Here is a 26,099-nt window from a genome sequence, read left to right as displayed (position 1 = left end):
CATGGCTTGGATTGCTTAGGCGAGTAACAGCTCTGCGCCCTAACGGCGGTGACGGCGGATAATCAGGAGGCCGGCAACCGCGCCAAACAACGCAGCGTAGGTGCCGGGCTCGGGGATAACCGTGTAGCTCAGGTAGCCGGTGGCTTCGCTGAACGAAAGATTTGTATCGCTGTCGTAGGTCCAAACATCGCTGCCTCCATCGGTGAAGCTGGCGATGTTAAAGGTTGCGCCGAAGGTTTCATCAAGGGCGTCAACATCGACGATCAACCAGCTGTTGCCATCACTCAGGTCAGCGCCCGAGAGGTCGAAGGTAAACGTGCCATCGAGGTTTGTGGTAGTGTTATTCGTGCCGTCACCAAGTATGGAGTTATTGACGCCGTTGGCGCCGATGGTGAACTCCATGCTGGAAGTATCCGTGAAGCTTTTTGTCGAGGTGCCACCGGATATGAAGTTCAACTCACCTTCAATCGAACCGCTGATGGCACCCGTTCCATTCACGGTCAACGTGGCGCCAGATTCACTAACCGTCGTGCCCGACATCGTGTAGCCGTTGATGGTTTGGCTTACGCCGGTTGCAATCTCAAAGACGCCACCAGAATTCACGACCAAGCTACGTCCGCTTTCTAGCGCTGTGCCCGTAATACGGAGCGTGCCAGTGTCGTTGATGGTAGTGTTTTTCAGCTTCGCGCCAGAAGTGCCCGTATAAATCACGGTGCCTTCGTTGACGGTCAATGTCGCATCCATGCGATTGATCGTCATCGTACCTGTGCCGCTCTTGGTCATGGGGCCGCCGGCGTTGAAAATATGAGCGTTCAACGTACCGTTAACGACAAAGTTACCGTTAAAGGTATTCGTATTATTAAAGGTAGCCGTGGCGCCGCTATCTACTGTAACGGTCACAGAGCCACTAAGCTCATCAATGCTACTACCGCTGAGAGTAACGTTGCCGTTTTTAAAGGTCATGCTGGAGACATCCTGCGTGCCGGATACGGTGATGTTGGCAGTGGCCGCATCAGAGCCGGCGGAAAAAATCACGTCTGCGCCAGCACTGTAAATCGAAGTTGCGATTGAGCCGGTTGAGTCAGTGGTCCAGTTTGCCGTGGCATCCAGGTCCCAAGTGCCGTCGGCAGGATTGCCTGCGCCCGCAGTCGCGCCATTGGTATCCCAATAAAGCGTTTGTGCGGACAGTGAGCCACCGAGTGATAGGAAGATTCCAAAGTAGAGGATAGATTTCGATAACTTCATGTTAGGTTTTTGCTGAAATAAGGGTTGTATGGGTGGGTATAAAAATTCCGGGGCGGAATCGAAAGCGCCCTTATAGTCGCCCAAATGCCCCAATCTAACAAGCAGCTCACAGCGCAACTTGTTGCGTGCACAATTAAGAGGACGTCTAGACCACTTGAGTTTTTAGACGCCCTCTTAGGCAAGGAACCAGGATTCGAAATCGTTAAACAGCCACACTCAGCAACGGCTCAGGCTCGCGCCTGGCTTCCACTGCCCTTCGACCATGACCGTTTGAGGGACATCCGGCACGCCGCGCTCACCGCGCTGAATCGCACCAATCATCATATCCATCGCCGCCGAACCAATCTGCGCCGGGCGTTGGTCGATGCCAGCGATCTCGGGAGCATCCGACAGCCAATTGAGCGTAGCGAAATCAACGTCCCCCGGCACGGAAACACCTGCCTTTTCCAACGCATGCTTCACATCCAGATTGTCGCTGATCACGACTTCCAACTGGTTCTTCTGACACCATTGGGACACGCTCCCAAGCGTATCATCGTTAAAGAAAAAATGCTTCACGACCAAATTAGAGATCAAGCCATCGGCGATTTCCATGCGATTGTTTGCAGCCACCAATGCACCGGAAAACCAGAGCTCTTCCACACGACGACTCGTCTCTGAAAACAGGCAAAGCCCAACGCGCCGGTAGCCCAAAAGATAGAGCTGGCGCAGGGCTTCCTTAATACCATGAAAGTGATGCGGTGCAGTACGGTGTAGATTAGGCTGAAGGAAGGAATAACCAACAGTGATCGAACTAAAGAGACTCCAGTCCATATCGATGTGTTGATGCACCTCTTGAATGGGCGCCACGAACAGGCCCAGTATGCCACGACTGTAGAGAATGGTACTCAGCCGCGCCGCAGTCATGTCTTTTTCCCCAAGCCAAAAATGCTCCAGCTTGTAACCCATCCCTTCAAGGCGAGCTTGCGCGCCTTCATGGCAACGCTTGTAAAAAGGGTTACTTCGCCACTCGTCACGCGTTGAAAAATTAGACAGATAAGCAATGGTGGTGATGTCCGAATCACGGCCTCGTCCACGACGACGTGATGCAAATGCAGACAGCAACGGATCAGGCCGGTAGCCCATCGACTCAGCAATCTGCTTGATGCGCTTACGCGTGGACTCGGGAATTTGCGGGTTGGAATTCAACGCACGACAAACAGTTGATGAAGAAACGCCACATTTGTCAGCGATGTCCTTCATCGTTACGCGCTGATTACGCATTTCATTGGGGTCACTTACGCTCACGATCACGTGAATTAAACCAACAACGTCACACTCAGCAAGTGGAAAGCAACTCTCCCCACCACACACCTACTCGACAACCTACTCAAATGGTGCCGCAGGCAACCCCTCCCCATCATAGAGATTCGCCTGCGGAGCAGTGCTCCAGGCATAACGGACAGACTGCGGGGCCAGCACATCGCCACAAGTTACAATGACTGTATTGCCGACAATTTCTGCGGCGTCCACATGGAACTCTCCATTGACACTTGCTGCTGCAACACCATGTGATCAGAAAAAATCGACAGCATGGATAAAGCATTCGCATTGACCAATAAGCACAGCAAGGTAGCTATCGCCCCGAAAAAGACACGTAGAGCAAGACTCATGAGAAGGAGAAGTGGAGAAGGTTAGGCCGTCGTCAATGCGCACTCACGCATGGCTTCGTAGGACAGCTTGGGCTCGCCATGCTTGTCCAACAAACCCCAGGCAGTTTCCGCCGGGCAGTCTTCCTGCTTACATTGCCAACAGTGAATCGCATCACGCCAGTTGTAATAAATGGCACCATGCACATAAGGCCGCTCGCGAAAGATGCGCATTGCGATGCGCAGGTAGTCTGCCTGAGCCTGCTGGCTGTGCTCGCCGCGCCAGGCAAATTTCCACTTCTTGATATCGCAGGGATAATGACCGGCCGCCGCTTCTTCCGATGTCATCACGCCACCCGCCGAAGCATAGCCAAACTCCATGATGATGACTGGCTTTTTCGTGAGTGCGTAAAATTCTTCGAGGTATTCCGCCCAAATCTCAGGACCACCCTCACGCCAACTGCCCGGGTAGCTATCGTAGCCGGCAAAGTCCACTGGCAGGGTTTCATCGTGGTAGATGCCCTTGGCCAAGGCGAGCCCCTCCGAGGCTTCGGTGTTGCCATCGATGATGCCCGGCATATCTGGAATCAAAGTGATGTTAATTCCCACCTTGAGATGCGGCGCCTCTTCCTTCATCGCGCGGATGCCGACCTTAAGAAACTCGACGGACTGATCCATGTCGAGCGTGTCGCGGAAGATCCAGATATCTAGCTCGTTGGCGACTTGCCAATAGGTGATGAGGTCTCCGAACTCTTTGGCGAAAAAGCGACTCACCTTGTCATAAGCTTCGAAGTAAGCCGGGCTGCCAGGCTCAATCCCGGTCTTACTGATTTCGCGTGGACCGGGCGTGATGCCGATCAGCTGGAAACCGGCAGCGCGGAGTTCACGAAGGCGCTTGCTAGCGGCAAAAAATGCCTCCGGCTGCTCACGGCCTTCCACGAACGCCGCAGCGTCAAATTGGAAGTCACCAAAGCGCAACAAGTTGATCCCGACGTCTTGCATCAGGTTAAAGTCCCGGTCGGTCAGCTCGGTGTAGCGAGCCGCCACGCCCAACATAAATCCATTAGGGTTTTGCATAATTAGAAGGGGTAAGAAATTGGTTCATGTGCCTTTCGATGTTTGATCTAAATTGCACCGTGCCCCCGGTCTGCAGCAACGCAACCTGTTTGCAACTAGTTGCACGCTGAAGACATTGAGAATCCATCGGCCATGTTTTTCTAATCTCGCAGCGCCAAGAAATGAAATTTTGATCCCGAGGTCGCTTCCCGGGGATGGTCAGAGCTTCCAGACGGACACTTGGCGAATCTTATACGCATCCCTACCAATCCCCCTGAGTCTGCTCTCTGTTTTCTTAAAATCTCTGCATGCGCTGATGGCATAGTGCTCTCTGCGCCTGCTCACCCAGCACAATGCGCTGGGTCTCCCAAACCCAATAACACCCTACCATGCGAAAATTACACCCTGCCTCGCAATGCATGGCGGCGTGTGGACTCCTGATTAGCACAATTAGTTGCCACGCCTCCATTACCCTGGAAAGCTGGTCCAGTACCCCCTGGTCCCTCACTGGCGGTGATACGTCATTCGTTGCAAATCTGACCGATCCGGTTTACGACGGCGGCACAAGCGCCGACTTCACCTTCGCCACCCCGCTGAGTGGCGTAGACATCACTGATCCCGCTGCCCCCGACAACGCCTCAGCATCGACCAGCATATTTGGTGTCGAAGGAACCGGCTTCGGCGTCAACGAAAGCACCGTAGGCCGCTTTGATCGCGGCGAAAGCTTCACCCTCAGCGCTGATCATGCCTTCCAACTCAATGGCATTCGCTGGGCCGAATATCAAGGCGACGAATCGCTCCACATCAGTTGGACTTACGCTGGCGTTAGCATGAGCCAAGTCATCAATTTAACCGCAGGCTCCTTCTACACAACAACGAACCTCAGTGGCATCACGATCGACGCCAACACTGCCGTCACCATAACCAACGTCAGTGACTCCTCAGCAGGAGCCAATGGCCGACTACGCATCAACCAAATCTACGTAGAGCTGATCGATGCCTACGTAGCACCGGAAATTGGCGAAACCCACCGACTACAAAGCTGGACCAGCGCCCCCTGGAGCTTGACCTCGGGCGCCACCTCCTTCTCGGGCTTGATCAGTGACACCACTCTCGGCGATGTGCTGGTGTCTTTCCTCGATCCAATCACCGGTACGGATGTCACCGACCCTTACACACCGGATTTCTCCGGAGCGAGCAGCTCCTACTTCGGCGTGGAAGGCACCGGGTTCGGTGTGGGCGACTCCACAACCGGACGCTTCAATACCGGCGAAAGCTTCGTCATTCAGGCCGTTGAAAGCTTTGCATTACAAAGTATTCGCTGGGCGGAATACACAGGCGACGAGCGACTGCACTTTGCATGGCAAAGTAATGGCGTCCCAATGAGTATGGTGCTCGACTTTCCCGCAGGCGCATTTTACACCGAGACCGAGCTCGATGGCATCATAGCTGACGCTAACACCTCAGTCGAAATCACTAATGTTAGCGACAGCACGGCAAACTCCGCCGGCCGACTGCGTGTTAATTACATTGATCTCGCCTTCCTTTCCACACCAACGCCAGTTACGGGCGACAACAACGGCGCCACTATCCTACTCATGCAGTGGGACCAGTGGCCGTGGAACGGAGTGGGCGGAGACGCTACCATTGAAGGCGCACTGTGGAGCCCTGAAAATGGCGGCGTGACCATTGATTACGACTTCCTCGCCTATACCGGCGTTGACGTCACCACACCAAGCGCCCCAGACTTCGCTGCTGCATCACCGAGTGTATTTGGCTTCGAGCCAACTGGATTCGGCGTCAGTGAAACCACTGTCGGGCGCTTCAACATTGGTGAAGCGATCAGCGTCACCGCCAACCATGCCTGGCAAATTGACACGATTCGCTGGCGTGAAGTTGATGGCGACGAGCAAATTCACCTCTCGTGGATCGCCGATGGCGCTACCCAAAGCACGGTGGTTGACATCACTACAAGCACCACGGATCTGACAGATGTCATAGCCGACGCGAACACCGCCATTGTCATAACCAACGTTAGCCCAAGTTCCTCCACACTTTCTGGCCGACTGCGTGTGCAGGACATCAAGGCTCATGCCGTTTACGCCTCCGAGCCGACCTACGACCACAGTGGTCCCGACGGCTTCGTGCAGATGGCGGGCGTGAATCTCGCGGGCGCAGAATTCAGTGGCTACGAATTCTGGCAGGACAATCCGCTGGAGTGGGATTACTACCACAGCAAAAGTCTCGACCTAATCCGCATTCCATTCAAGTGGGAGCGCATTCAACCCACACTGTACGGCTCGGTAGACTTCACCAACCTGGACAACATCGTAGCTCTCGCCAACGCACGCGGCATGAAAGTCGTTCTCGATATGCACAACTACGCCCGACGCAGCGGCTACGTGATCGGCACAACTGAAATGCCGAACGCGGCGTTTGCCGATGTCTGGCAAAAGATCGCTGATCACTATAAAAATGAAACAGCCATCTATGGCTACGGTATCATGAACGAGCCCTACAGCACTGGTGGTCTCTGGCCCGCCGCCGCTCAAGCTGCCGCCGACGGCATTCGCAGTGTGGACACGAATACCTGGATCATCGTAAGCGGGGAAAATTACAGCAGCGCTTCCACTTGGCGCATGACCAACCCCAACCTCGACGTAGTCGACGCCTACGGCAAAACGATGTACGAAGCACACATCTACTTCGACCAAAGCTGGCCCGCTGGTGATGGTAGCTATGCGTCATTCGACACTGAGAGCCCTGCCGACGACCGCGGCCTACGCCTGGTCCATCCCTTCCTCCTCTGGCTGCAGGAGAAGGGCTACCGAGGCTTCATCGGCGAGTATGGCGTGCCCAATAATGATGCTCGCTGGAACGTGTTGCTCAATGAATTCCTCGGCCACATCACGGCCTACGGTGTCAGCAGCACCTACTGGGCAGGCGGTGAGAACTGGAACAGCTACGCGCTAGACATCTCGCCAACCAACAATTACGCAACAGACGCTATCCCAATGGAAGTCTTGGAGAACTATACATTCTAACTACGAACTCCCTTCGCAACATCCCCCAAAGCCGCCGTCATCATGACGGCGGCTTTTTACATGAACCCAAGAGCAAAGAGGTGTCGCGGGGACGCTCCGTTCCGCCTTTTAAAGAGCTCACACCAAGCCGACTCTTCAATGCAAAGCTACTTCAACTCTGCATCGCAAAGCATGCCATAACTCTGCATCGCAAAGTTAAATGAAAGATGCCCTAGTCCTACCCAACCACAGCACAAAGCGCCCCGTCGGAAAACCGACGGGGCGCTTACCCCTTGTGATTTTACTAGAAGACTATACCAAGTATCTAGCGAAGCTTTTTTAGCTCAAATTGTTTACCGGCCAGAGCTTCCTTGGCCGGGACGCCCCAGAAAGGAGTCGGCGTGTAATCCCAATCCACCAGCATGCGCGGTGTGGCGTAAGGATGGAAGCACCAGCCCGTCCAATTGATTTTATACTTCTGAATAAAGCCAAGCATGTCTGGCACGAAGGTCGCGGGGTCTTCCTGAATTTCATCCGGAATGAAGCCCATCTTTTTAACGTCCGCGCCAACTTCACCGAGGAAGATTGGATACTTTTCGGCAGCGGGCATAAGCTTGGTCGCCCAACCTTTGTGCCAATGGTACGTGTGCCAGGAATACATGATGCCATTGCCGCTTGGGTCATCCAACGCATAGCCGTTGACTACGCCTGAGAGGTCGTTGCACCACTCCACGCCACCGGCGATGATGATGTTCTTCGCGCCAGTCGAGCGAACGGCGTCCACGAGCCCTTGCATGCCGATGGATTCAAAGCCCTGGTTCTTCTTTTTCTCTTCGGCAGTGAGGAACGCAGACTCGTCCGTACCAGACTTGTTGCCTACCCAGCCGCCATTGCGCCAGATTTCCCAGCTGATGCCATGCGGCTCATTCATGATGTCGAACAAAACAGCAGGGTGGTCTTTGTAAAGCGCGGCAAATTCGCGCCAGAATTTTGCGTGCACTTCCTTGGGTGCTCGGTAGCGGTGGAGGTCGATCACAATGTAGGCGCCACGGTTGGCCGCGAGGGTGATCATCTTATCGATGATTTCGCGGTAGCCCTTACCGCCGTCCTTTTGATAAGGGCTCTCGCCCCACCAGAACGATTCCTTGATCGGCACGCGGATGCAGTTAGAGTTCCATTCATCGATGCCAACAACAAGCGACTTCACTGGTTGCTCGTCCATAGGCAAAGTTTCCAAGCCACCTGCGTTCACACCTTGTAGCCATACTTCATTGCCATCCGTATCGTGCAGTCGGTTGCCAACGACCTTGAGCATCTTCGGCCAGTTCTCCGGCTTCGGTTCTTCAGCCGGAACAAATTTCGCGGCCTTCTGACGCGCACGCGCGGCAGCCCTTTCCTTGATCGGCCCCGGGTCGGTAGGCTTCAACACAAAGTTATCGACTTCGTATGTACCGGCCTTCACGTTGAACAACGTCGTCATTATGATGAGTGTAGCGGCGTCTTCCGGCACGAGGAAAGCCTTGGTCTTATCGACCCATCCCTTGGTGTCGCGCTGAGTATAAGATGGCGATGGCTTACTCTTGAGCTTCTTGCCAGTAGCATCCTTCCACTCCATCATGATGCGGGCGTCAAACCACGGCTTCTCGCCTTTCTTAAGGCCGGTCACGCGCTGCGTCCAGCTGAGCTCCAGGGCTTCGATGCCAGAGGGGATGTTGACCTCGCGGTAATCCATAACCATCTCCCCCGGCTCGGTGCTCACGAGACGCAGGTAGTGGTTACCACCTTCTTCAACGACGTTTTTCTTCTTGGCAAAGCGGCCTTCGAAATCACCGCCGACTATATACGAACCCGTATCAGCCAACAGCTTTTCGGCCTTGGCACTGGTCTTGGCCATTTCCTTGGCCTTCTTTTCATCACGCTCGATGCGGGCTTGTTCCGCTGCGGCGCGCAAAGGAGTAGGATCCGTTGGCATCAGCACCAGGTCATCGATATCATACGTACCCGATGCCACGTTGAACAAACACGGCATGAACTTCAAAATCTTCGCCCCCTCGGGGACCAGAAAAGTAGTCTTTTTTTCGACCCAGCCGTCGGTGTTCTTGTTCGTGGCCGGCGCACGTGGCTTGCCAGGAACCTTACTGCGGTTGGCATCCATGAATTCCATCATGATACGCGCATCGAACCAGGATTTCTCGCCGCGCTTAAGATTGCTGATGCGCTGCTTCCAAGTCATTTCGATAGCTTCAACGCCTTCAGGAATTTCAATTTCCTGATAGAGCATCACCATCTCACCGGGCGCCGGGCTCTCCATGCGAATGAAGCGGCTGCCTGCCTCTTCCTGCCAGCTTCCACCGATTTTTGGCTGCGCCCAACCATCAGGCCAGTTGTCTCCGTCGGCATCGATTTCAAAACTACTGTTGCCCACCAAAGGTTGTGGTGCGGCTACGGGCGCTTGAGCAAATACTTGGGCTGCGCACAGGGCGCACAGCGCCAATATGAAGCGCAGGGAATGAGATAAATTTTTCTTCATGGGATTCGGGGGGATGGGGCGCGAGGCCCATTAACGATAGGCTATATTTTAGATAAATCAACGCGCCGATTGTTCCGTTCGCAAGGTTCGCCGGACGCAAAAGATTGCGACAAACTATGTTGGTAAATATTCGCTTTGCTGAGGTTCCATCAACGCAGGCGCTTCACTTCAAACCGCTCACCAGCCAGCGCGCGCTTGGCGTAGGCGCCCCAGAAAGGGCTGGGCTCGTATTGCCAATTGCTGAGCATGACGGGCGTGGCCCAAGTATGGAACGACCAGCCCGTCCAGTTGAGGCGATACTTTTGAATGACGCCCAACATATCGGGCACCCAAGTGTATGGATCTTCCTGATCTTCGTACGGGATGAAGTCCATCTTGAGCACATCAGCGCCAACTTCACCCACAAAAATCGGGTGCTTCTCAGCGGTGTCGAGGAAGGCTTTTTGCCAGCCGGTTTTCCAATTATAAATGTGCGTGGCATACATGATGCCGTGGCCCTCGGGATCATCGAGCGCATAGCCATCGAGGATGCCCGAGAGATCGTAAGACCACTGCAAACCACCAGCAATGATGATGTTTTTCGCGCCCGTCGCGCGAACGGCGTCGACCAGCTTTTGCATGCCAGGCGATTCAAAACCGCGATTGGCCTTCAACGTCGCTTCGTCGAGAAAACCCGCTTCGTTGATCTTCGCATTTGGGTCGTCAACCCAACCGCCATTGCGCCAAACTTCCCAGCTGATGCCATGCGGCTCGTTGATGATGTCGAAGATCACCGCCGGGTGGTTTTTGTAAAGCGTGGCCAGCTCCTGCCAGAAGGGCAGCTCCTGCTGCTTCAACGCGCGAAATCGGTGGTGATCGAGCACGATGTAAGCGCCGCGATTGGCGACTGCCTGCACTACGGAATCCACCTTGGCGCGGTAAGCAAGGCCGCCATCGGTTTGGCCCTTCCCGCGACCATACCAGAACTCGTCCTTGATCGGCACGCGAATGACATTGGCGTTCCAATCTTCAATCGCTACGATGGCGGAGTTGGTCACGCCGTGGCCGTTGGGCGTGATCTCCAAACCGGGAATCGCCACGCCTTGCAACCAGACTTCGTTGCCCTCCGGGTCGGTCAGGCGGTTGCCCGTTACCTTGAGCTCCGCGGGCCAGTTGCCCGGCTGCGGCGCCTCGGCAGGCGGATTTGTCGGATAATTTCGGTCAACCTTTTTCGGGTCACGGGCGACCAGGCTGGAAGCAATGGTTAACAGAATAAGGGCTAAGCTGAGTGGTCGCATCATGACGATTGGGAAATATCAAGTTTCAGGAAACAAGGGCTGTCGTCGGGCATCTTAACGCGCCAGCGAACGACTTCCGCCTCGCCGTCGCCATCGGGATCTGCGTCGACAGTTTCTTCAAAGATCGTGGAATCATCGGGCGATAGTGTAGTCCAACCATCCACGGCGAGATCAATGCTGTAAAGCACCGCAAACTGAAGATCGGTCGCTACCTGGTTCTTACGAAAATCCAAGGTGATCCACGGGCCACCCGGTGTGGACACATCGTAGGCTACCGTAGATGTCTTGCCAGCGTTATTGTCCAACGGATCGAGTTTCAAGCCGTAGGCGAGCAAGTTCAGCACGCCATCCGCGCTGGCGTCCGCCGTGGGGCTGGAGTCTTTGCCACCCCAGTCATAGCTGTCCACCCAGTCGTTGTAGCTAAAGGTTTCATTCGCGGCCAGCAGCTGCTCAAACGCGGCGCGTAGCGGCACGGCAGCCAGGGCATTGCCGCCTCCACTTAGGTGGGTGCCATCACCAGTTGCGTATTTGGAAGCGCCATTGGTGACCCAGTAATGAGAATCCGAGGGATCGGAAACCGCACTCAATGTATCCACCAGCATATCAATTTTCCCTTCGCTCAATGCGGTCTCTAAATAGGCGTTGAACGTGTCGCGTTTTTCGCCGTCTCCCCAGCCATTATTGACCGTCTGGTTTTCCATCGTTTGCCACGAATCAGACGAGCTCGTACGTGGCAGGAGCTTAGTCCGAATAATAGTCTCCACGCCTGCATCTCTAGCGAGTTGCCAGATCGTTTGAACTCTCGAATACATCGTGTCGGGATCACCCGTGCCATTGGTGCCAAGATCATTCGTTCCATATTCTTCTACGACCACATTGGCAAACTGTAGAAACTCACCCCGCAAGTCGTGGTGACTGATGAAGCCACCGGCTGACTCCGCGTGACGCGCCATGTTAAACATCGCCACCGTGTTCAAGCCATCGTCATCGACAGTGGCGCGCGAAAGAAAACTGCTCCCCGCCACCACCGGCTGGCGCGTGTCACCCGAGCCATAAAGAATACTGTCGCCGAGTCCAATAACCGACAAGTGGCCCGCCTCGGTGAAGCGGCCGCCAAACATGACGGGCAAGCCCCAATAGTTTGCAGTCGAATTCGTAAGGGTCGGCTTTCCAACGAAATCATAAGTGCCCGGATCATCTGCAGGCGGGTAAATCGCCATCAGCGAGCCGCTCATCGTCGTGTGTGCACCGACAGGAATATGGTCTTCATCGGCATCAATGTTGCCCTTAATCTGAAGCCAGAAAATTTCGTCACGCTGTGGCGTACCGCCAGTCCAGACACTGGAGTCGATGGGGTCAGCCATGTAGTAGGCCTGCGAAACGCCACCCGTCATGACTAAGCTACGCGCGCCACTAAATGTCACCGGAACAACTTGCCCATCACTTTCGCGCTCCAACCAAACATAATTAAAAGAAACGGTGCTGGCGTTGACCAACTCACCACTGCTGTAGGAAGTCCAGTTCATGAAGGCGAGGTCGATCTCCGCCACTGGACCGCCCAACTGATGCTTCGTGCGGTGCCAGAAAGCCGTCTTGCCAGGATACTTGGTGCCCGGCGACCAGCGATTGGTGCTGATCCAGCTGTTGGTGCCTACCACGCGTACGGGCTCCACCGCTGAAGCCGTCGTGGCCAGGGCTTGTAAAACTAACGCGCCGAGCAAGACCAGCGCACGCAACGAAAAGAAAATATGCTTAATCATGGGGTTATGAAACTGCTAGATTTTCAGTTTAGGGATCGCTTCCCATGCGCCGATATATACCGCACGCAACTTATTGCGTGGACGGCGAAAAAATGCGGGCACGAAATCATTCAATGCCCGCATGAAAAAGACTCCGCGCCGATTAACGAATGAGTGCTTGGCTGACTTGCGCCGCAGCAAGCCGAGCAACAGCGCGGAACCAAATGACATCAGTCTGGCTAGAGCATATCGAAGCTCCAAGTCATCAAGCTGAAGCTGGAATCGATGCGAATAAAAGAAGAGCCACCATCCAGATAGCCACATTGATTGGGTGAACCAAAAGGCGTCGCCGTAGACTGATCTGCAACACCGAAGTTATTGTAGTATCAATGCGACTCCTTTCAATCGCCCGTGTGGATACAGATCCTGGCCCTACTGTGCTGATTGCCCGGCCAAGCGAGCGCGCAATGCCTGTTCGCGCTCAGCGATGAGGTGGCCATTAGCTGAGTCTACAGCGAGGTTGCGGGTTTCCAGCGGGTCGGTCTCGTAGTCGTAAAGTTCGACGGCGAGGATCGGGTCATCCGCCGCAGCGGCCGTGCCGTTGGTCGGCTCAAACCAGGCAACGTAGCGGTAGCGGTCGTCGCGCAGGGCATAGCCCATCACCTTGCCTCGCGGAAACTGGCTCATCGCGTAGTCGCTTGGGTTGGGCGCACCGTCTTCGATGACCGGCGCGAGGTTATCCCCCTCCAAGTCCGAGGGAATCGGCAAACCGGTCAGCGCGCAAAGCGTCGGAAAGACATCGAGGAATTCCACGGGCGCAGAGTCCTTCTGGCCGGGCACACCACCGGGCGCGGCAAAAATTAGAGGCACCCGTGTGGCTTGCTCGAAGTTCGAATGCTTGCACCACAAGCCGTGGTCCCCGAGATGCCAACCGTGGTCCCCCCAGAAGACGATAACCGTGTTGTCGGCGATACCGGCCTCCTTCAATGCATCCAGAATCTTGCCCACCTGCGCATCCACGTAAGCCACGCAAGCCAGGTAACCATGAATCAATTCGCGTTGCTTGGCGGCGGACACCGGCCCACGTTGCGCGATGTCGGAATACGAGCGCAGCTCGCCGAAGTTGTGGTAAGCCATGTCCGGGCTGCCCTCCGCGCGTTCTTGAAAAGGCGCAAGCTGAATCATATCCGGCTTGATCATGTCCCAATATTTCTTCGGCGCGACAAACGGCAGGTGCGGCTTTTTAAAACCAACGGCAAAGAAAAACGGCTTAGCATCACCCGCGTGCTTGCGGATAGTTTCTGCGGCAAAGTCACCCATCGCACCGTCGTCGTAGGCATTGTCCGGCACATCCTGACACTCGACGGACGGCCAGCCTCCATTTTTATTCAAGAACTTGCTTTGCGGCCCCCAGCCTTTGAGGCCTTTAGCTTCGGCCTCCGCAGCCAGCGCTTTAATTTTCGGGTCCTGATAATGTAAACTCGGGCGTTCGGGGGAAAACTTCAGTGACCACGTTGGTACAAACGGCTGGCTCCAGGACACCGTATCCTGCCCCTTATCCACACTGCGATAGTCATAGATTTTACCCACGCCAATCGTCTCATAGCCGTTCTGCTTGAAGTACTGCGGCAGCGTCACTACGTCCGGTCGCTTGTCGCGGATCTTCGTTTTCAAATCCCACACCTGCGTGTAGTCCGGCGAACGCCCGGTGAGTAAGCTCGCGCGCGAAGGCGCACACACCGCCTGCTGGCAATGCGCGTTGAGGAACGTGGTGCCCTCGCCCGCCAGCCGATCGATGTTTGGCGTTGGCGCATTGAAACCATAGGCACCGATGTCGGGCTTTAAATCATCAACCGCGATAAAGATCACGTTGGGGCGCTCGGCGGCAGACAAGCTGCCCATCCAGCAAAGCGAAAGGCAAAGAAGCGTTTTGAAAAGGGGGTTCATAAAGCGGGAAAACGTTGACTTCGGGCGAAGGCGATCACCCCAACACGGTGGACACCGCCAATTCTCCAAAGGCCATCCATGTGACGCAAGGGGAATTTGTCGCTCACCGAACGCAAACAAGTTAAACAATATCCACGGCCGCTCTCCACAGCAAATTGAATACCCTTGACTGCACCAACCTCGCGACAACTATTGCAAAAGCGCTGCAATTAATAACCATGCCCCATTTCTCCGACGAACCCAACCTCATCCAGCCCACGGGCATCAACTACCGATTGTTGTTGGCCATTCTCGCGGGCCTGTTGATGATTGGCGCCGCAGCTTCGTTTCCACTTTACGAAAACTGGCAGGAAGACCAGGCCCATGACGCCGTCCGCGGCGATTTTCAGGGAGCGACTTACGAAATACGCATTGGCGACCAAACGCATCGCCTTGAGCTTGGCTGGGCCGACAACCATCTGGCCGTCGCCGTGACGCCCGCGCTGCCGCCTGACTCAACGATTCACATCGCAGGCAGCTTTGGCGAAGAGGACCTCACCTTGCATGAAGGTTTTCCCATTTACGGGCCCTCGCTCGCACCACTTGATCCATACAAGCATTATAAGATCAAGCTAAAGATCCAATCCGGAGACGAGACCCTCTGGTCAGGCAAACGCTGGGCATGGGGCATCCACGTCCACGCGCATCATCACTAGGTAGTATTATCCATTTAAAGCTGTTGATGGCGGCATGGATTTTCTCGAAATCAACAACCATCCGAGAGCCGCTTCAAAGCATAGGACCTTTGCGATGAAATATCTTGCAGCATAAAGTTGACCGAACGCAAGTTGTCCCATTTCCTAAAGACTTATACTTTTCCAACAACCGTCATCACCGACACCATGTACCGCCTATTTTTACTACTCGCCCTAATCGTCTCATCCAGCGCATTTGGGCGCATTTGGGAAAACAACAAAGGCCAATCCATTGACGCCGAGTTGGTCGAGTTTATCAGCGACAGCCAGATCAAGATCAAGCTCGCCAGCAACGGCCGCTACTACGACTACAACATCAGCGACTTGTCCGAGGCCGACCAAACGTATCTGGCCGAGATAAAAACCAAAGTGCAGGCCGAACAAAGGGCCGCCAAGCTCGCCAAGCGCAAAGCCCGCTGGACCGAGGACTTGGATGATGCCCTGGCCGAGTCCAAAGAATACGACTTGCCCATCCTGTATCTCTTCACCGGCTCCGATTGGTGCGGCTACTGCATCCGCCTGCACGACCAGGTGCTGACTGAGCGGGAGTTCGAAAAATACGCTGATAAAAACCTGGTGCTTCTCCTGTTGGATTTTCCCCAGAATAAGCAAAAGCGCAGTATCGCGGAGCAGAACAAAAAGCTCAAATCGGAGTTTGGCGTGCGCGGCTATCCCACCGTCTGGATCGTCGGCGCTGACGGCGAAAAGCTAGGCAAAATCGGCGGCTACAGCAACTGGTCCCCCGAAGAATACGTCGCGAAGATCGAGAAGATTCTCGAGTAAGCATGTCGTCTCTCAGACGCCATGTATGTTCATTCTGCGGCATGGTAATTGACGAGATTTAATAGATCACGCATTGCCTTCGCTCGGATTTTCGGACATGATTTCAGCATGAAAAGTCGCGCGATCAGCAGCCCCCAGAGTGGCCGAAGTATCGCCGACACTTCCCCGGAGCGTCGCCGACGCTTCGACCGATACAAGCACTCGGGTTACTATGACATAGGGGCCTATGTTGGTGTGAGAGACGGGCGTATGTTAGTGTGGGTTAAGGGCGTGTTTGGTCAGGACTATGGGCGAGGCGTTCATAACACACCAAGCACCCCAAGCAGTGTTCCCCTAGCTTAATTTAATGTGGATAATCATACTTAGCTCTTGTCATCTTTGCCGGAAGCGACAGTAAAGTACTTTACCACGTTAGATGGAGCGGTCTCTCACCCTCCCGTCCGGCAACCTGCATACCACGAACCTCGCGATCCATGACGCCGCTTTTATTGTAACTGTCTCACTCGAAACAAGACGCCCTTGTTCAATGAACGTTCGCGTCGCTTAAAAACTACTGTTGTGTCAGGAATGGTGCATAAAGTCAGAGTCTGGTTCCTAAAGAGAAAATACCGCGTGGGAGCCAAACTAACTCGATTCGTCGCAAAAAACGTGAAGCGCGAGGTTATTGTATTGTCTGTTGAGCGGATTGAACAGGGCTTTATAACTGCGAAGGTCAGGACTAGAAATGTGCTATATGAATACGGAGGGCTTCAGGAATTACCCTCGTTTGGCCCAGAAGGAGAATATTCCCTAAAGGATTTGTGGATTTGGTCCGGCGCATCATGGGGTGGCCTTCCCGACGGAACATCTTTAGCTCATAGAATCTCCACAACTAAAGACACAACAAGTCAGGATATATGACGAAAAAACGTGGCGTTTTTTCGCATATACCTTCAACGTTAGTTAGCCCGAGATGAAAAAAACCAACTGGAAAGTCGCCGTGTGGAATTATAAATCTGAAAGTGATTCAGAAAATCCAATCTTCTACGTGAGCTTCAATCCCGAGAAAGTCGATGAGATTGCGCAGTATGTGTTGAGTGGAAGCGATTTGGCGATTTCTGCATCGCGTCAGCCACAAGGAAGCCCCTGCAATAAAGATGATCCTGCCCCACAGCCACGCGATGACTTACTAGAATACGAATCTCTCAGAATTAAAAAAGACGATACGTTGAATATTATCAGATGTTCGAAACACGACAGACAAGTGAGTATCTCTGGTAATGGCTCCAGTATTGTCGAATTCTTCAATCGGGTAAAAGAAACCAATCGGACGGGTTTAGAGAACACAATTGAGTGTGAAGATAAATACGGAAGGAATCGAGAGATAGAAATCTTGTTTGGATGCCCTGATGGATTCGTTCTCGCGTATTAAATTAGAAATGCTAACAAGTCGGAGCACTCAATGATTCACCGTGCCGGTGATCATGAGTGTCCTCCACGTTAGGGCACACAATAATGAGACCATTTCTCTTCGCTTTGACCCTCACGGCACTGTTCCTTTCCGGATGCATCATTCCGCATCGATACACTGTTGCACCGCCGGTCAGCGGTATTGTCATAGAAGAAGCCACAGGTGAACCCATCGCGGGTGCAAAAGTCATCGTCCGAAGCCAAGCGGAATCTGGCATTTTTCATAAGCAGTTTCAAACCACCACCAACAGCGATGGAAGATTTGAGATTCCCCCTCAGAAGGTGACATGGATATATATCGTGCCTCAGGAAGCCTACTATCCAAGAGCCGTTCTCACAGTCACCGCTGAGGGTTTCGACCAATTTCAGGAATTTGATTTAGGTTTCCCATCCTCTCCTCGGCACAAAGAAGCTGAAGCAACTAATCCATCGACTGGTTGGTATGATTTTAGTTACCTAGATGGGATCACTGTAAGACTCAAAGAGAGCGTTGCCCAAAAGCCCTAACAAGTAGCAGCAGAGAATGGCTGCTAGCGCAGCCATCCCCTGTGCTTTGACGTTGAACGCTAATTTTAGGTAATTGCCTTCTTGCTCAGAGCCTTGGCGTCAAACTACACACCCGCTTCCACGCCTTCGAGCAGCAGCTCGCCGAGGACGGTGGTGGCGCTGGCTTCGGTGACCTTGACTTTGACCAGCTCGCCGACCAGGCGCTCGCTCGCAGGAACGATGATTTTGCGGTAGCCACGGTTGCGGCCGACGAACATGTTTTCGCCGCGCTTGGCCGGGCCTTCGATCAGGATTTCCTGCACCGTTCCGATCATGGATTCGTTGCGCGCCAGGGAGTATTCGCCGAGTTGGTCGAGTAGGAGCTGGTTGCGCTCGGCTTTGACCTCGTCGCTGATCGGGTCGCCCAGCGGCTCGGCGGTCGTGCCGGGGCGGACGCTGTATTTGAAGATAAAGGCCATGTCGAAGCGGATGTCCGCAAAGGCCTGGCGGGTGAGCTCGAAGTCTTCCTCCGTCTCGCCGGGGAAGCCGACAATGACGTCCGTGGAAATGCACATGTCCGGGCAGCGTTCGCGCAGCGCGGTGATGATCCGCTTGAAGCGCTCCACGGTGTAGGGGCGGCGCATCGCTTTGAGGATGCCGTCGCTGCCGCTTTGTAGCGGGAAGTGGATGTATTCGCAGAGCTTTTCCAGGCGGCCGTAGCAGTTGATCAGGTCTTCGCGGAAGCCGACCGGATGCGGGCTGGTGAAGCGAATGCGCTCAATGCCGTCGATCGCGTTGACGCGCTCCAGCAGTTGGACGAAGGGGCTCTTGCCGTCGACGAAGGGGAACTCGCGCACGCCGTATTGGTTGACGATCTGGCCGAGTAAGGTGACCTCCTTCGTGCCGTTGGCGGCGAGCTCTTCGATCTCGGCGACGATGTGGTCCATTGGGCGGGCGCGCTCTTCGCCGCGGGTCTTCGGGACGATGCAGTAGCTGCACTTCATGTTGCAGCCCTGCATGATGCTCACGAAGGCGCTGACCTGGCGTTCGCTGCTATGGGAGCGAATGGTGTTTTGGCTGCCCTCCTCGGCCTCGAGGTCGATAATGGTATTCGGGCGCGGCCCCTGCCCCTGGCGCGTCGCAATGAGCGCATCGAGGTGGTCGGGGACGGCGTGGAACTTTTGCGTGCCCACGAGCAGGTCGAGATCCGGCAGGCGATCGAGAACGTTTTCGCCGCGGTTTTGGGCCATGCAGCCCATGATGCCGATCATGAAATTCGGGTTCTTCTTGCGGCGCTTACGCAGGTGCCCAGCTTTGCCGAGAGCCTTTTGCTCGGCAAGCTCGCGCACGGAGCAGGTGTTGAGCAGGACGATGTCGGCGTCGGCCTCGTCCGCCACGATGCTATAACCGCGCCCACGCAGCATCGCCGCGACGGCATCGGAGTCACGCTCGTTCATTTGGCACCCGTAGGTTTTGATGTGCACGCGGTTCATCTTGAATCATTCACCAAAATCGGCGAAGGCAAAGGTTGAGTCTGTTGGTATTTTGGTTGGCTCGACGGCTGGCAAAGCTGGTCGGTTTTTCTTTTCGCCGATTTTTCTCGGCCATAAGCACGATCTGCGGCGTTAGCGCTTAAAATCACTTCGGTCATGGGCCGCAGCCCACTCGCTCAGCGACTCAGCATCCGCCTTGCAGCTCATCACTTATAACCTTCGTGAATAATCCAAGAAAGCGAAAAGAATCGTGCACTGTGAACGCTCCGCAGGCCGGGGTCAAGATTGGGCTCAGCATCGCGGCATACATTCATGGGCAATCGGCTGGTAAACCGTCCCTTCCGAGCACCAAGGGGTTTACGGGCATGCTGTACCGGGAGGCCCTCAGCCAGTAAGTCCTAGAGACTGTGAATAATTGTTCCTCGCTATCGGTCCAAATTATGCTAATTAAAAACTAGTGATGCGCATCCCCCTCATATTGCTGGTCCTACTCGGGCCTGGCATGGCGTTTGCGGCGACGAAGATGGAAGTATTCGAGCTGCAAAACCGCGATGCGGAGTCCCTCGTGCCCGTCATTGCCAGCGCGCTCGGGCCGGAGTCACGCGTTACCGCCGACCCCCGCACCAACAGCCTGATCGTCTCCTACCCCGCCGAGATGAAGGAGAACCTGCACACGATCATGCAGCAGCTCGACCGCGCGGAGCCCAACATCGTCGTCGAGGTGACCACGCTAGACGTCGAAACCGCGTATCTCGTCCAGCTCGGCATCAGCGGGCGTAATGGACTGAGCCCCAAGGATTACCAGCTCGTGCTGCCGTTACTCATCGAGAGCAAGCAGGCGGTGTTGGGTAGCCAGCAACGCGTTGTCACAAAGAACAATTTGCCCGCGCAGATTTCTCTTCAATCAGGCCCCTCCTACACTGCACCCGACAAGCCCCGCCGCAGCGCGACGAACTACGTCAACGTGACCCCACGCTCGCAGGGCGACAACATCGAGCTCAAGCTCGCCCATGCATCCGCGTCGCTGGTTGGAGGCAAGGGGCAAGGCCAGGGCAGCATCTTCGCCACGAGCACCATCCCCGATGGTGGCGCACTAATGTTTACCTTTAACGAATCGGAAGACGCCCGCCGCCAGGCCGCCATCCCCATCATCCCGCTCGGTCTGGAACGCTCGGGCCAACGCGCCATGCAGCGCATCGTGCTCCTGCACGCACAAACAGATGATTACAAACAAGACGACTTTAAGTAATGGCTTTTTCAGTAACTTCTGCTATTCTTATGAGCAATTCACGCGACGCCACATGAATGGAATATGGATTGACCAAGTGAACGATATAACCTACTAATGTAGAAATGCTACCGCAGCATATGGGAAAAAAAACACAACCCCGAGTCTTTGTTTACGGCACTCTGAAGCCTGGGGGTTACTATTGGCATCGCTTTTGCGAGGGCCGGGTTTCCCAGTTCGTCAAAGCAAAGGTGAAGGGGAACCTGTATGCCCTCCCAATGGGCTACCCCGCCATGGCTCCTGGCGACGGCTGGGCGCATGGCTACCTGCTCACACTCCACGATGAAGCCGTTTTAAAGGGCTTCGACACCCTCGAAGATTACGAACCTGGCCGCTGCCCGTCGGAAAACGAATACCAGCGCGTGGAGGTCAATGTTTACCTGGAAGACGGTGAGGACATCGGTGCCGCCTGGACCTACGTCATGGACATCGACCGCATCAACAGCCACCAAGGCGTCATCATCGCCAATGGCGACTGGGACGTCGACGACCCGGACACGCTGCCGTCGCTATGCTGATGGCACGGAGATCGGATATCGGAAGTCAGATATCGGAAGTCGGAAGACGGATGTCAGTAATCGGAGATCAGTCATCCGGTTTACCGTCCTCCGACCACTGACCTCCGACCTCCGATCTCAGAGCACCGACACCCGACCGCCCCTGATAGGGTCTTTATGACCGAAAAACCGGTAAAAAACGCCAGAACAGGTAAAAGAATTTGATTCAGGAAAGATATCCGTGAATCGTGGGGCTAATGAGCGCAGCCATTCCCAATATTTTAGCTGATCGTTACGCATCTCCCTCGATGCAGGACATCTGGTCCGCCGAGGGCCGCATCGTGCTGGAACGCGAGTTCTGGATTGCCGTGATGAAGGCCCAACGCGGCCTCGGGCTAAACATCCCCGCGGAAGCCATCGCGGCCTACGAAAAGGTCAAGAACGACGTCAACGCCGACTCCATTCGCGAGCGTGAAGCCGTGACCAAGCACGACGTGAAGGCGCGCATTGAGGAGTTTAACGACCTCGCCGGCGTGGAGCACATCCACAAGGGCATGACCAGCCGCGACCTCACCGAGAACGTCGAGCAGTTGCAAGTCTGGCGCTCCATGGAGCTCGTCGCGACCAAGGCGACCGCCGTCCTGCTGGCCTTTGCCAAGCGCGCTGAGGAATACAAGAGCCTCGTGATCACCGGCCGCACGCACAACGTGGCCGCGCAGACGACCACCTTTGGCAAGCGCCTCGCCATGTTCGGCGAAGACATGCTCCGCGCGATGGAAAACCACGAGCAAACCATGCGCCAGTATGCGGCACGCGGGCTCAAGGGCGCCGTTGGCACGCAGCTCGACCAGCTCAACCTCTTTGAACAGAACGCAAGCCAGGTTTCCCGCCTGGAAGACGAAGTCGTCAAGCACCTCGGCATTCCCAGCAGCCTGGACAACGTTGGCCAGGTTTACCCGCGCAGCATGGACTTCGAGGTCATCAGCGCGCTTTACCAGCTTGGCTCCGGCCCCTCTTCGTTCGCCAAGACGCTCCGCCTGATGGCAGGCCACGAGCTCGCAGGCGAAGGCTTCCTGCCCGGCCAAGTCGGCTCCTCTGCGATGCCGCACAAGATGAACAGCCGCTCCTGCGAACGCGTCAACGGCTTCCACGTCATCCTTCGCGGCTACCTGGAAATGGCAACCGGCCTCGCCGGCGACCAGTGGAACGAAGGCGATGTGTCCTGCTCCGTCGTCCGTCGCGTGATGCTGCCCGACGCCTTCTTTGCGATCGACGGCATGTTCGAAACCCTGCTCACCGTCCTGAACAACATGGGCGCGAATCCCAGCATGATCGAACAGGAAAACCGCCGCTACCTGCCCTTCCTGCTGACCACCACCGTGCTCATGGCCGCCGTGAAAAAAGGCGTGGGCCGCGAGACAGCACACGAGGTCATCAAGGAGCACGCCGTGGCGACCGCTATGGATCTGCGCAGCTGCAAGATTTCGGAGAACAACCTCTTTGACCGCCTCGGCAAAGACGAGCGCCTCGGCCTCACCCCCGAGTATCTCCAGCACATTTACGAATCGGCAGGCAACGCCACGGGTGCCGCTCACCCACAGGTTGAAACCTTCATCAAGCTAGCCAGCAAGTGGGGCGACGCTTACCCGAAGGCCAAGGCCCTACAGCCGGGCAAGATTCTGTAGCCCGCGCCGCTGGCGCGGGCGATTAAAGGAAAAAGTTTCGGACGGGTTGATTGAGGAGTGAGGACGCCGGGCATTTGTTGCCTGAAATTCATCCACCAATCAGCCTCACTGAGACTTTTCCTTTTTCCTTTAATCTTTCAACTCCGACGCGCAGCCGCGCGTCGGCTAATTCGTCGACCGGTCGGGGCGGAATTCGAGCGGAATGCGGCGCTGAAGCTCCAGCTCCCAAGCCCGCCTTTCCTCGTGATAACCGACTTCGCGCATCGAGTCGAAATACAGCACGTAGAACATCACGCCGAGCAGCAGGAACATAAAGGCACCTTGCACGCTGGCGATGAAGTTGATCGGCAGCGGCTTACCAGTGAGCTTGCTGATCGTGGCAAAAACCATGTGCCCACCGTCGAGGACGGGGATCGGCAGGAGGTTCAGCACGGCCAGGTTGATGTTCAGCAGCACGCCGAACCAGAAGGCCAGGCGCCAGTCAAACTGGGCGATGCGGTAGAGGTTGGTCGTGATGCCCACCGGGCCGGAAAGGTGACGCAGGCCAATGTCGGACTTCGGGCTGATCAAGCTGCCCAGCGTGCGGAAAGTGCGCTGGATGTGCTCCTTAAACTGCACCAGCGGATTTTGCTTGATAAAGATCACGTCAGACTTCGTCTGAAAGCCAGCGTGAGCCGTGCTGACGGGTTGGTTCAGCGAAACCGTGGCCGCTGCTGGCAGCATGCGGGTGATCGTGGCCCCGTCGGCATTGGTCAGTGCGAAGGTTAACTCCTCGCCCTGGTGCGCTTGGGTGTAGTCCAAAAATTGCTGGAGCGAACCCATCGATTCACCGTTCACGGACGCGACAAACCAGTTGCCATCGCTCTTCAAAAAGCCTTCGCCGGGATCGAGACTATACACCGCCAGCTTCGAGGCCGTGGTGGTGGCGGCGAGATCGCCGGTTTCGCCCTGCGTGTATTTAGGGATGATCCAGAATGCCGTGGGGCCGTCGGCATTCAGAGCGATGTGCGCATCGGGCCGGTTGTAGGGAATTTCCTGCGGCGTCATGGTGAGCGTCACTTGCTCATCACCGCGCTGGACGACCAAAGGCGTCGGTTGGCCGACATTAGCGGAAAGCTGGTCCAGGTATTGGCCACCGCCAAAAACCGGCGTGCCATCGACATTTACAATCACATCGCCCACCTCAATGCCGGCTTGGGCCTCGGGAGAATTCTCCAGCACACGGTCCACCGTCAGTGTCTCAGCCGGGCCAATGCCCACAAAGCGCATACGGTCGCCAGACTTGGAATTGTCTAACTTCAGGACCGGATTAACGGTCAGGTCGAGCACTTCGTCACCGCGCTTCACGCTCAAGACGGCGCTGGGCTCACCGGCGTCATTGCGTCCAGTCCCGAGGGTAATGTGCTCCTTAACCTCTTTGAAACTGGCAATCGGCTCGCCGTCGATGGCGATAATTTCGTCTCCCGGGCGCAAACCAGCCTTCCAGGCCGGGCCGTCGACCACGGTATCCTCGTCCACATTCACCGTCTCGCCCACGTAGCCAACGACGTTTGTCTCGCCGCTGGAATTAGACGGATATCCGGTATACCAGCCAATACAGGCGATGACAACTGCCAGGCAAAGGTTGAAAAACGGACCGGCGAAGGCGACATACATTTTGTCAGCGTAGCCGATGGGCGGGAGCTTTTCCTTGGGCTCAGCGCCGCCTTCCAGCGCCTTCATTTCGGCGAGCTGCGGCAGCGCCACGTAGGCACCAAAGGGGATCGCGCAGATGCAATATTCCACGCCGTCCTTGCCATGCCAGCTGATCAGCTTGGGCCCAAGGCCAAACAGGGAGAAGCGCTCCACTTTGAGCCCGCGCCAGCGCGCGGCAAGGTAGTGGCCCAGCTCGTGGACCACGATGGAGCCATTAAAAATCAGGAGCACCCAAAAGATGCCCCACGCGCTGCTAAACAGCATGTCAAATATGGTGGGTTCGCCCATTCTCGCAAAAGTAGATGTTTCGGTGTCAGACCGCAATGCCGAAGAAATGTTCAATGCGACATATAGTCAGATTACTGCTGATCGGAGTAACTTGGCTTATCGTCATTAAAGCCCGACGGCTTAATCTGGGTGTTCGGATTCGCTTCATTCTGAGGAATGGCTATCTTTCCCACAATGGGAGAGCATCGGGCTAGCGTTTCTTTGTCAGCTGGCTCGCTGTAGCCAATCAGATACTGGCGGTTATCATCCTGTTCAGAACCATCTCCCTGAACGACTTCTTCGGACTCAGCATCAGCTGGCGCTGTAGGTTTATCAATGATGTAGAGCGTGTACTTTTCATCCAGCGGGATGCCGCAATTGACGGCTTCCGGCTGTTGCTCAACGGGCTGAGTGGAGCTACATGCGGCAAGCAGCGCGGGCAAAGTCGCCAGGCCGACCTTCGATGCCGTTTTCAGCACCTTCGCCAGTGGCCCCAATTGCTCGGCGGTGATCGGCTTTCCATCGAGCCCGACATAGTAGGCCACGCACAAGCGCTCGCCTTTCGCCTCATTAATCAGTTGCTGGCGCTCCTCGGTCGTCAGCAGCGAAATATTGGTGATGTGGTGCTGGCACTGCTCGCAATAGCGCCGACCTTCACGCCCCTCCATCGCGCTCCATTTTAGCGGACATTGAAAAGAAAGGCTGGGAAAGGCATCATCCATCTGAGGTCAGGCGAAACAAGCCACAGCAGCAGAAAGATGGCAAACGCAATCCATCATCTCATCGCAAATTATATCGAATTGACGCTATGCTTCGCGCTCTTTATAAATAGGACTACTATGAAGCAAGTACCCCTGATCCCGTCGTCGGCTTGCGGACCACTGGGCGTCAAGCACCTCCCCCGGCTTTGGCTGAAAGTCTCGCTCCGCACGCAGGATAAACTACAAGACGACTACCACGCAATCGGCCCCGGCTTTGACCGGCTGACGCTTGAAGCCCTTGGCATTCAACAGGAAGCGTTTGAAAGCTTCATTGCCCAAGAGCGCCCCAGCTACATCGAGCTCGAAGCCTGGATCATTAAAACCCAAGGCCCGAAGCTAAGCCCGCGCAAGATTGCCGCGCACAACCGCCTCGTCAGCAACTACCAGCACGAAGCCGAAACCCGCGCCCAAATCCTGGACGCTGCGGGCATCGCCGATGACCCCACCCTCCTGACCGCCGAGATGCTCAACAACCTCGACGACTGGACGGCGTTTCACAAAAACGTGTTGGAGTAA

The 26,099-nt window shown here is 55.5% G+C and carries 20 protein-coding genes; 9 read left to right on the top strand and 11 right to left on the bottom strand.

The window, feature by feature from the left end:
* Nucleotides 1–39 precede the first annotated feature (39 nt).
* From RBB62_RS00445 to RBB62_RS00435, 3 genes are all read right to left on the bottom strand, one after another.
* Complete coding sequence (locus RBB62_RS00445) at nt 40–1,245, bottom strand: PEP-CTERM sorting domain-containing protein (RefSeq protein WP_309395934.1); 1,206 nt, start codon at nt 1,243–1,245, stop codon at nt 40–42.
* Nucleotides 1,246–1,461: 216 nt separating this feature from the next.
* On the bottom strand, nt 1,462–2,532 hold the full coding sequence (locus RBB62_RS00440; RefSeq protein ID WP_309395932.1) for a LacI family DNA-binding transcriptional regulator: 1,071 nt from the start codon (nt 2,530–2,532) through the stop codon (nt 1,462–1,464).
* A gap of 386 nt (nt 2,533–2,918) precedes the next feature.
* The gene (locus RBB62_RS00435) at nt 2,919–3,950 is read right to left on the bottom strand and encodes a hypothetical protein (RefSeq protein ID WP_309395930.1); all 1,032 of its coding nucleotides are present in this window, start codon (nt 3,948–3,950) and stop codon (nt 2,919–2,921) included.
* Between the two features lie 368 nt (nt 3,951–4,318).
* Between RBB62_RS00435 and RBB62_RS00430 the strand changes: the two genes are divergently transcribed.
* A complete protein-coding gene (locus RBB62_RS00430; protein ID WP_309395928.1) occupies nt 4,319–6,973 on the top strand; it encodes a glycoside hydrolase family 5 protein in 2,655 nt (884 codons plus the stop codon).
* A 304-nt stretch (nt 6,974–7,277) separates the two neighbouring features.
* Here RBB62_RS00430 and RBB62_RS00425 read toward each other — a convergent pair whose 3' ends face one another.
* The 5 genes from RBB62_RS00425 to RBB62_RS00405 all read right to left on the bottom strand — a co-directional run bounded on the left by RBB62_RS00425 (nt 7,278) and on the right by RBB62_RS00405 (nt 14,445).
* On the bottom strand, nt 7,278–9,482 hold the full coding sequence (locus tag RBB62_RS00425) for a glycoside hydrolase family 5 protein (RefSeq protein ID WP_309395926.1): 2,205 nt from the start codon (nt 9,480–9,482) through the stop codon (nt 7,278–7,280).
* Between the two features lie 149 nt (nt 9,483–9,631).
* Nucleotides 9,632–10,762 carry a glycoside hydrolase family 5 protein gene (locus RBB62_RS00420; RefSeq protein ID WP_309395924.1) on the bottom strand — a complete coding sequence of 377 codons (1,131 nt, stop codon included), beginning with the start codon at nt 10,760–10,762 and terminating at the stop codon, nt 9,632–9,634.
* Entirely contained in the window at nt 10,759–12,519 is a 1,761-nt protein-coding gene (locus RBB62_RS00415; RefSeq protein ID WP_309395923.1) for an SGNH/GDSL hydrolase family protein, read from the bottom strand. The genes RBB62_RS00420 and RBB62_RS00415 overlap by 4 nt, the downstream gene beginning before the upstream one ends.
* 15 nt (nt 12,520–12,534) lie before the next feature.
* Nucleotides 12,535–12,822, bottom strand: a complete 288-nt coding sequence (locus RBB62_RS00410; RefSeq protein ID WP_309395921.1) for a hypothetical protein — start codon at nt 12,820–12,822, stop codon at nt 12,535–12,537.
* Nucleotides 12,823–12,930: 108 nt separating this feature from the next.
* The gene (locus tag RBB62_RS00405; protein ID WP_309395918.1) at nt 12,931–14,445 is read right to left on the bottom strand and encodes a sulfatase; all 1,515 of its coding nucleotides are present in this window, start codon (nt 14,443–14,445) and stop codon (nt 12,931–12,933) included.
* 218 nt (nt 14,446–14,663) lie between these two features.
* Between RBB62_RS00405 and RBB62_RS00400 the strand changes: the two genes are divergently transcribed.
* The 4 genes from RBB62_RS00400 (at nt 14,664) to RBB62_RS00385 (ending at nt 17,918) form a co-directional block, all read left to right on the top strand.
* Complete coding sequence (locus RBB62_RS00400) at nt 14,664–15,140, top strand: hypothetical protein (RefSeq protein WP_309395916.1); 477 nt, start codon at nt 14,664–14,666, stop codon at nt 15,138–15,140.
* A gap of 132 nt (nt 15,141–15,272) precedes the next feature.
* Nucleotides 15,273–15,962: a thioredoxin family protein gene (locus tag RBB62_RS00395; RefSeq protein ID WP_309395914.1), complete on the top strand. Its 690-nt coding sequence runs from the start codon at nt 15,273–15,275 to the stop codon at nt 15,960–15,962.
* Between the two features lie 952 nt (nt 15,963–16,914).
* Complete coding sequence (locus RBB62_RS00390; RefSeq protein WP_309395912.1) at nt 16,915–17,373, top strand: hypothetical protein; 459 nt, start codon at nt 16,915–16,917, stop codon at nt 17,371–17,373.
* A gap of 83 nt (nt 17,374–17,456) precedes the next feature.
* Nucleotides 17,457–17,918 carry a carboxypeptidase-like regulatory domain-containing protein gene (locus RBB62_RS00385; RefSeq protein WP_309395910.1) on the top strand — a complete coding sequence of 154 codons (462 nt, stop codon included), beginning with the start codon at nt 17,457–17,459 and terminating at the stop codon, nt 17,916–17,918.
* A gap of 104 nt (nt 17,919–18,022) precedes the next feature.
* Here the strand turns inward: RBB62_RS00385 and miaB are convergent, their stop codons facing one another.
* Nucleotides 18,023–19,390 carry a tRNA (N6-isopentenyl adenosine(37)-C2)-methylthiotransferase MiaB gene (gene miaB, locus RBB62_RS00380; RefSeq protein WP_309395909.1) on the bottom strand — a complete coding sequence of 456 codons (1,368 nt, stop codon included), beginning with the start codon at nt 19,388–19,390 and terminating at the stop codon, nt 18,023–18,025.
* Between the two features lie 460 nt (nt 19,391–19,850).
* Between miaB and RBB62_RS00375 the strand changes: the two genes are divergently transcribed.
* From RBB62_RS00375 to purB, 3 genes are all read left to right on the top strand, one after another.
* Nucleotides 19,851–20,639 carry a secretin N-terminal domain-containing protein gene (locus RBB62_RS00375; protein ID WP_309395908.1) on the top strand — a complete coding sequence of 263 codons (789 nt, stop codon included), beginning with the start codon at nt 19,851–19,853 and terminating at the stop codon, nt 20,637–20,639.
* Between the two features lie 104 nt (nt 20,640–20,743).
* Nucleotides 20,744–21,196: a gamma-glutamylcyclotransferase family protein gene (locus tag RBB62_RS00370; protein ID WP_309395906.1), complete on the top strand. Its 453-nt coding sequence runs from the start codon at nt 20,744–20,746 to the stop codon at nt 21,194–21,196.
* Between the two features lie 236 nt (nt 21,197–21,432).
* Complete coding sequence (purB, locus tag RBB62_RS00365) at nt 21,433–22,860, top strand: adenylosuccinate lyase (protein WP_309395905.1); 1,428 nt, start codon at nt 21,433–21,435, stop codon at nt 22,858–22,860.
* A 165-nt stretch (nt 22,861–23,025) separates the two neighbouring features.
* On the opposite strand, the gene RBB62_RS00360 is transcribed toward purB, so the two are convergent.
* Together RBB62_RS00360 and RBB62_RS00355 are read right to left on the bottom strand one after the other, a co-directional pair.
* Nucleotides 23,026–24,843: a site-2 protease family protein gene (locus RBB62_RS00360; RefSeq protein ID WP_309395904.1), complete on the bottom strand. Its 1,818-nt coding sequence runs from the start codon at nt 24,841–24,843 to the stop codon at nt 23,026–23,028.
* 71 nt (nt 24,844–24,914) lie between these two features.
* Nucleotides 24,915–25,544 carry a hypothetical protein gene (locus RBB62_RS00355; protein ID WP_309395903.1) on the bottom strand — a complete coding sequence of 210 codons (630 nt, stop codon included), beginning with the start codon at nt 25,542–25,544 and terminating at the stop codon, nt 24,915–24,917.
* 117 nt (nt 25,545–25,661) lie between these two features.
* Here RBB62_RS00355 and RBB62_RS00350 point away from each other — a divergent pair, with 117 nt between their 5' ends.
* Nucleotides 25,662–26,099 carry a DUF5069 domain-containing protein gene (locus RBB62_RS00350; protein ID WP_309395902.1) on the top strand — a complete coding sequence of 146 codons (438 nt, stop codon included), beginning with the start codon at nt 25,662–25,664 and terminating at the stop codon, nt 26,097–26,099.

This window comes from Cerasicoccus maritimus (genome assembly GCA_031296935.1).
Lineage (GTDB): Bacteria > Verrucomicrobiota > Verrucomicrobiia > Opitutales > Cerasicoccaceae > Cerasicoccus > Cerasicoccus maritimus.
Note: the sequence above shows the minus strand (reverse complement) of the source record. Positions and strands in the feature narration are given on the sequence as shown.

What these genes read in the sequence shown, in the direction of transcription:
- RBB62_RS00430 (WP_309395928.1), top strand. Translation starts at nt 4,319, where the DNA reads ATGCGAAAATTACACCCTGCCTCGCAATGCATGGCGGCGTGTGGACTC.
- miaB (WP_309395909.1), bottom strand. Translation starts at nt 19,390, where the DNA reads ATGAACCGCGTGCACATCAAAACCTACGGGTGCCAAATGAACGAGCGT.
- RBB62_RS00350 (WP_309395902.1), top strand. Translation starts at nt 25,662, where the DNA reads ATGAAGCAAGTACCCCTGATCCCGTCGTCGGCTTGCGGACCACTGGGC.
- RBB62_RS00415 (WP_309395923.1), bottom strand. Translation starts at nt 12,519, where the DNA reads ATGATTAAGCATATTTTCTTTTCGTTGCGTGCGCTGGTCTTGCTCGGC.
- RBB62_RS00370 (WP_309395906.1), top strand. Translation starts at nt 20,744, where the DNA reads ATGCTACCGCAGCATATGGGAAAAAAAACACAACCCCGAGTCTTTGTT.
- RBB62_RS00385 (WP_309395910.1), top strand. Translation starts at nt 17,457, where the DNA reads ATGAGACCATTTCTCTTCGCTTTGACCCTCACGGCACTGTTCCTTTCC.
- RBB62_RS00410 (WP_309395921.1), bottom strand. Translation starts at nt 12,822, where the DNA reads ATGTGGCTATCTGGATGGTGGCTCTTCTTTTATTCGCATCGATTCCAG.
- RBB62_RS00355 (WP_309395903.1), bottom strand. Translation starts at nt 25,544, where the DNA reads ATGGATGATGCCTTTCCCAGCCTTTCTTTTCAATGTCCGCTAAAATGG.
- RBB62_RS00435 (WP_309395930.1), bottom strand. Translation starts at nt 3,950, where the DNA reads ATGCAAAACCCTAATGGATTTATGTTGGGCGTGGCGGCTCGCTACACC.
- purB (WP_309395905.1), top strand. Translation starts at nt 21,433, where the DNA reads ATGAGCGCAGCCATTCCCAATATTTTAGCTGATCGTTACGCATCTCCC.
- RBB62_RS00390 (WP_309395912.1), top strand. Translation starts at nt 16,915, where the DNA reads ATGAAAAAAACCAACTGGAAAGTCGCCGTGTGGAATTATAAATCTGAA.
- RBB62_RS00360 (WP_309395904.1), bottom strand. Translation starts at nt 24,843, where the DNA reads ATGGGCGAACCCACCATATTTGACATGCTGTTTAGCAGCGCGTGGGGC.
- RBB62_RS00445 (WP_309395934.1), bottom strand. Translation starts at nt 1,245, where the DNA reads ATGAAGTTATCGAAATCTATCCTCTACTTTGGAATCTTCCTATCACTC.
- RBB62_RS00425 (WP_309395926.1), bottom strand. Translation starts at nt 9,482, where the DNA reads ATGAAGAAAAATTTATCTCATTCCCTGCGCTTCATATTGGCGCTGTGC.
- RBB62_RS00400 (WP_309395916.1), top strand. Translation starts at nt 14,664, where the DNA reads ATGCCCCATTTCTCCGACGAACCCAACCTCATCCAGCCCACGGGCATC.
- RBB62_RS00375 (WP_309395908.1), top strand. Translation starts at nt 19,851, where the DNA reads ATGCGCATCCCCCTCATATTGCTGGTCCTACTCGGGCCTGGCATGGCG.
- RBB62_RS00405 (WP_309395918.1), bottom strand. Translation starts at nt 14,445, where the DNA reads ATGAACCCCCTTTTCAAAACGCTTCTTTGCCTTTCGCTTTGCTGGATG.
- RBB62_RS00420 (WP_309395924.1), bottom strand. Translation starts at nt 10,762, where the DNA reads ATGATGCGACCACTCAGCTTAGCCCTTATTCTGTTAACCATTGCTTCC.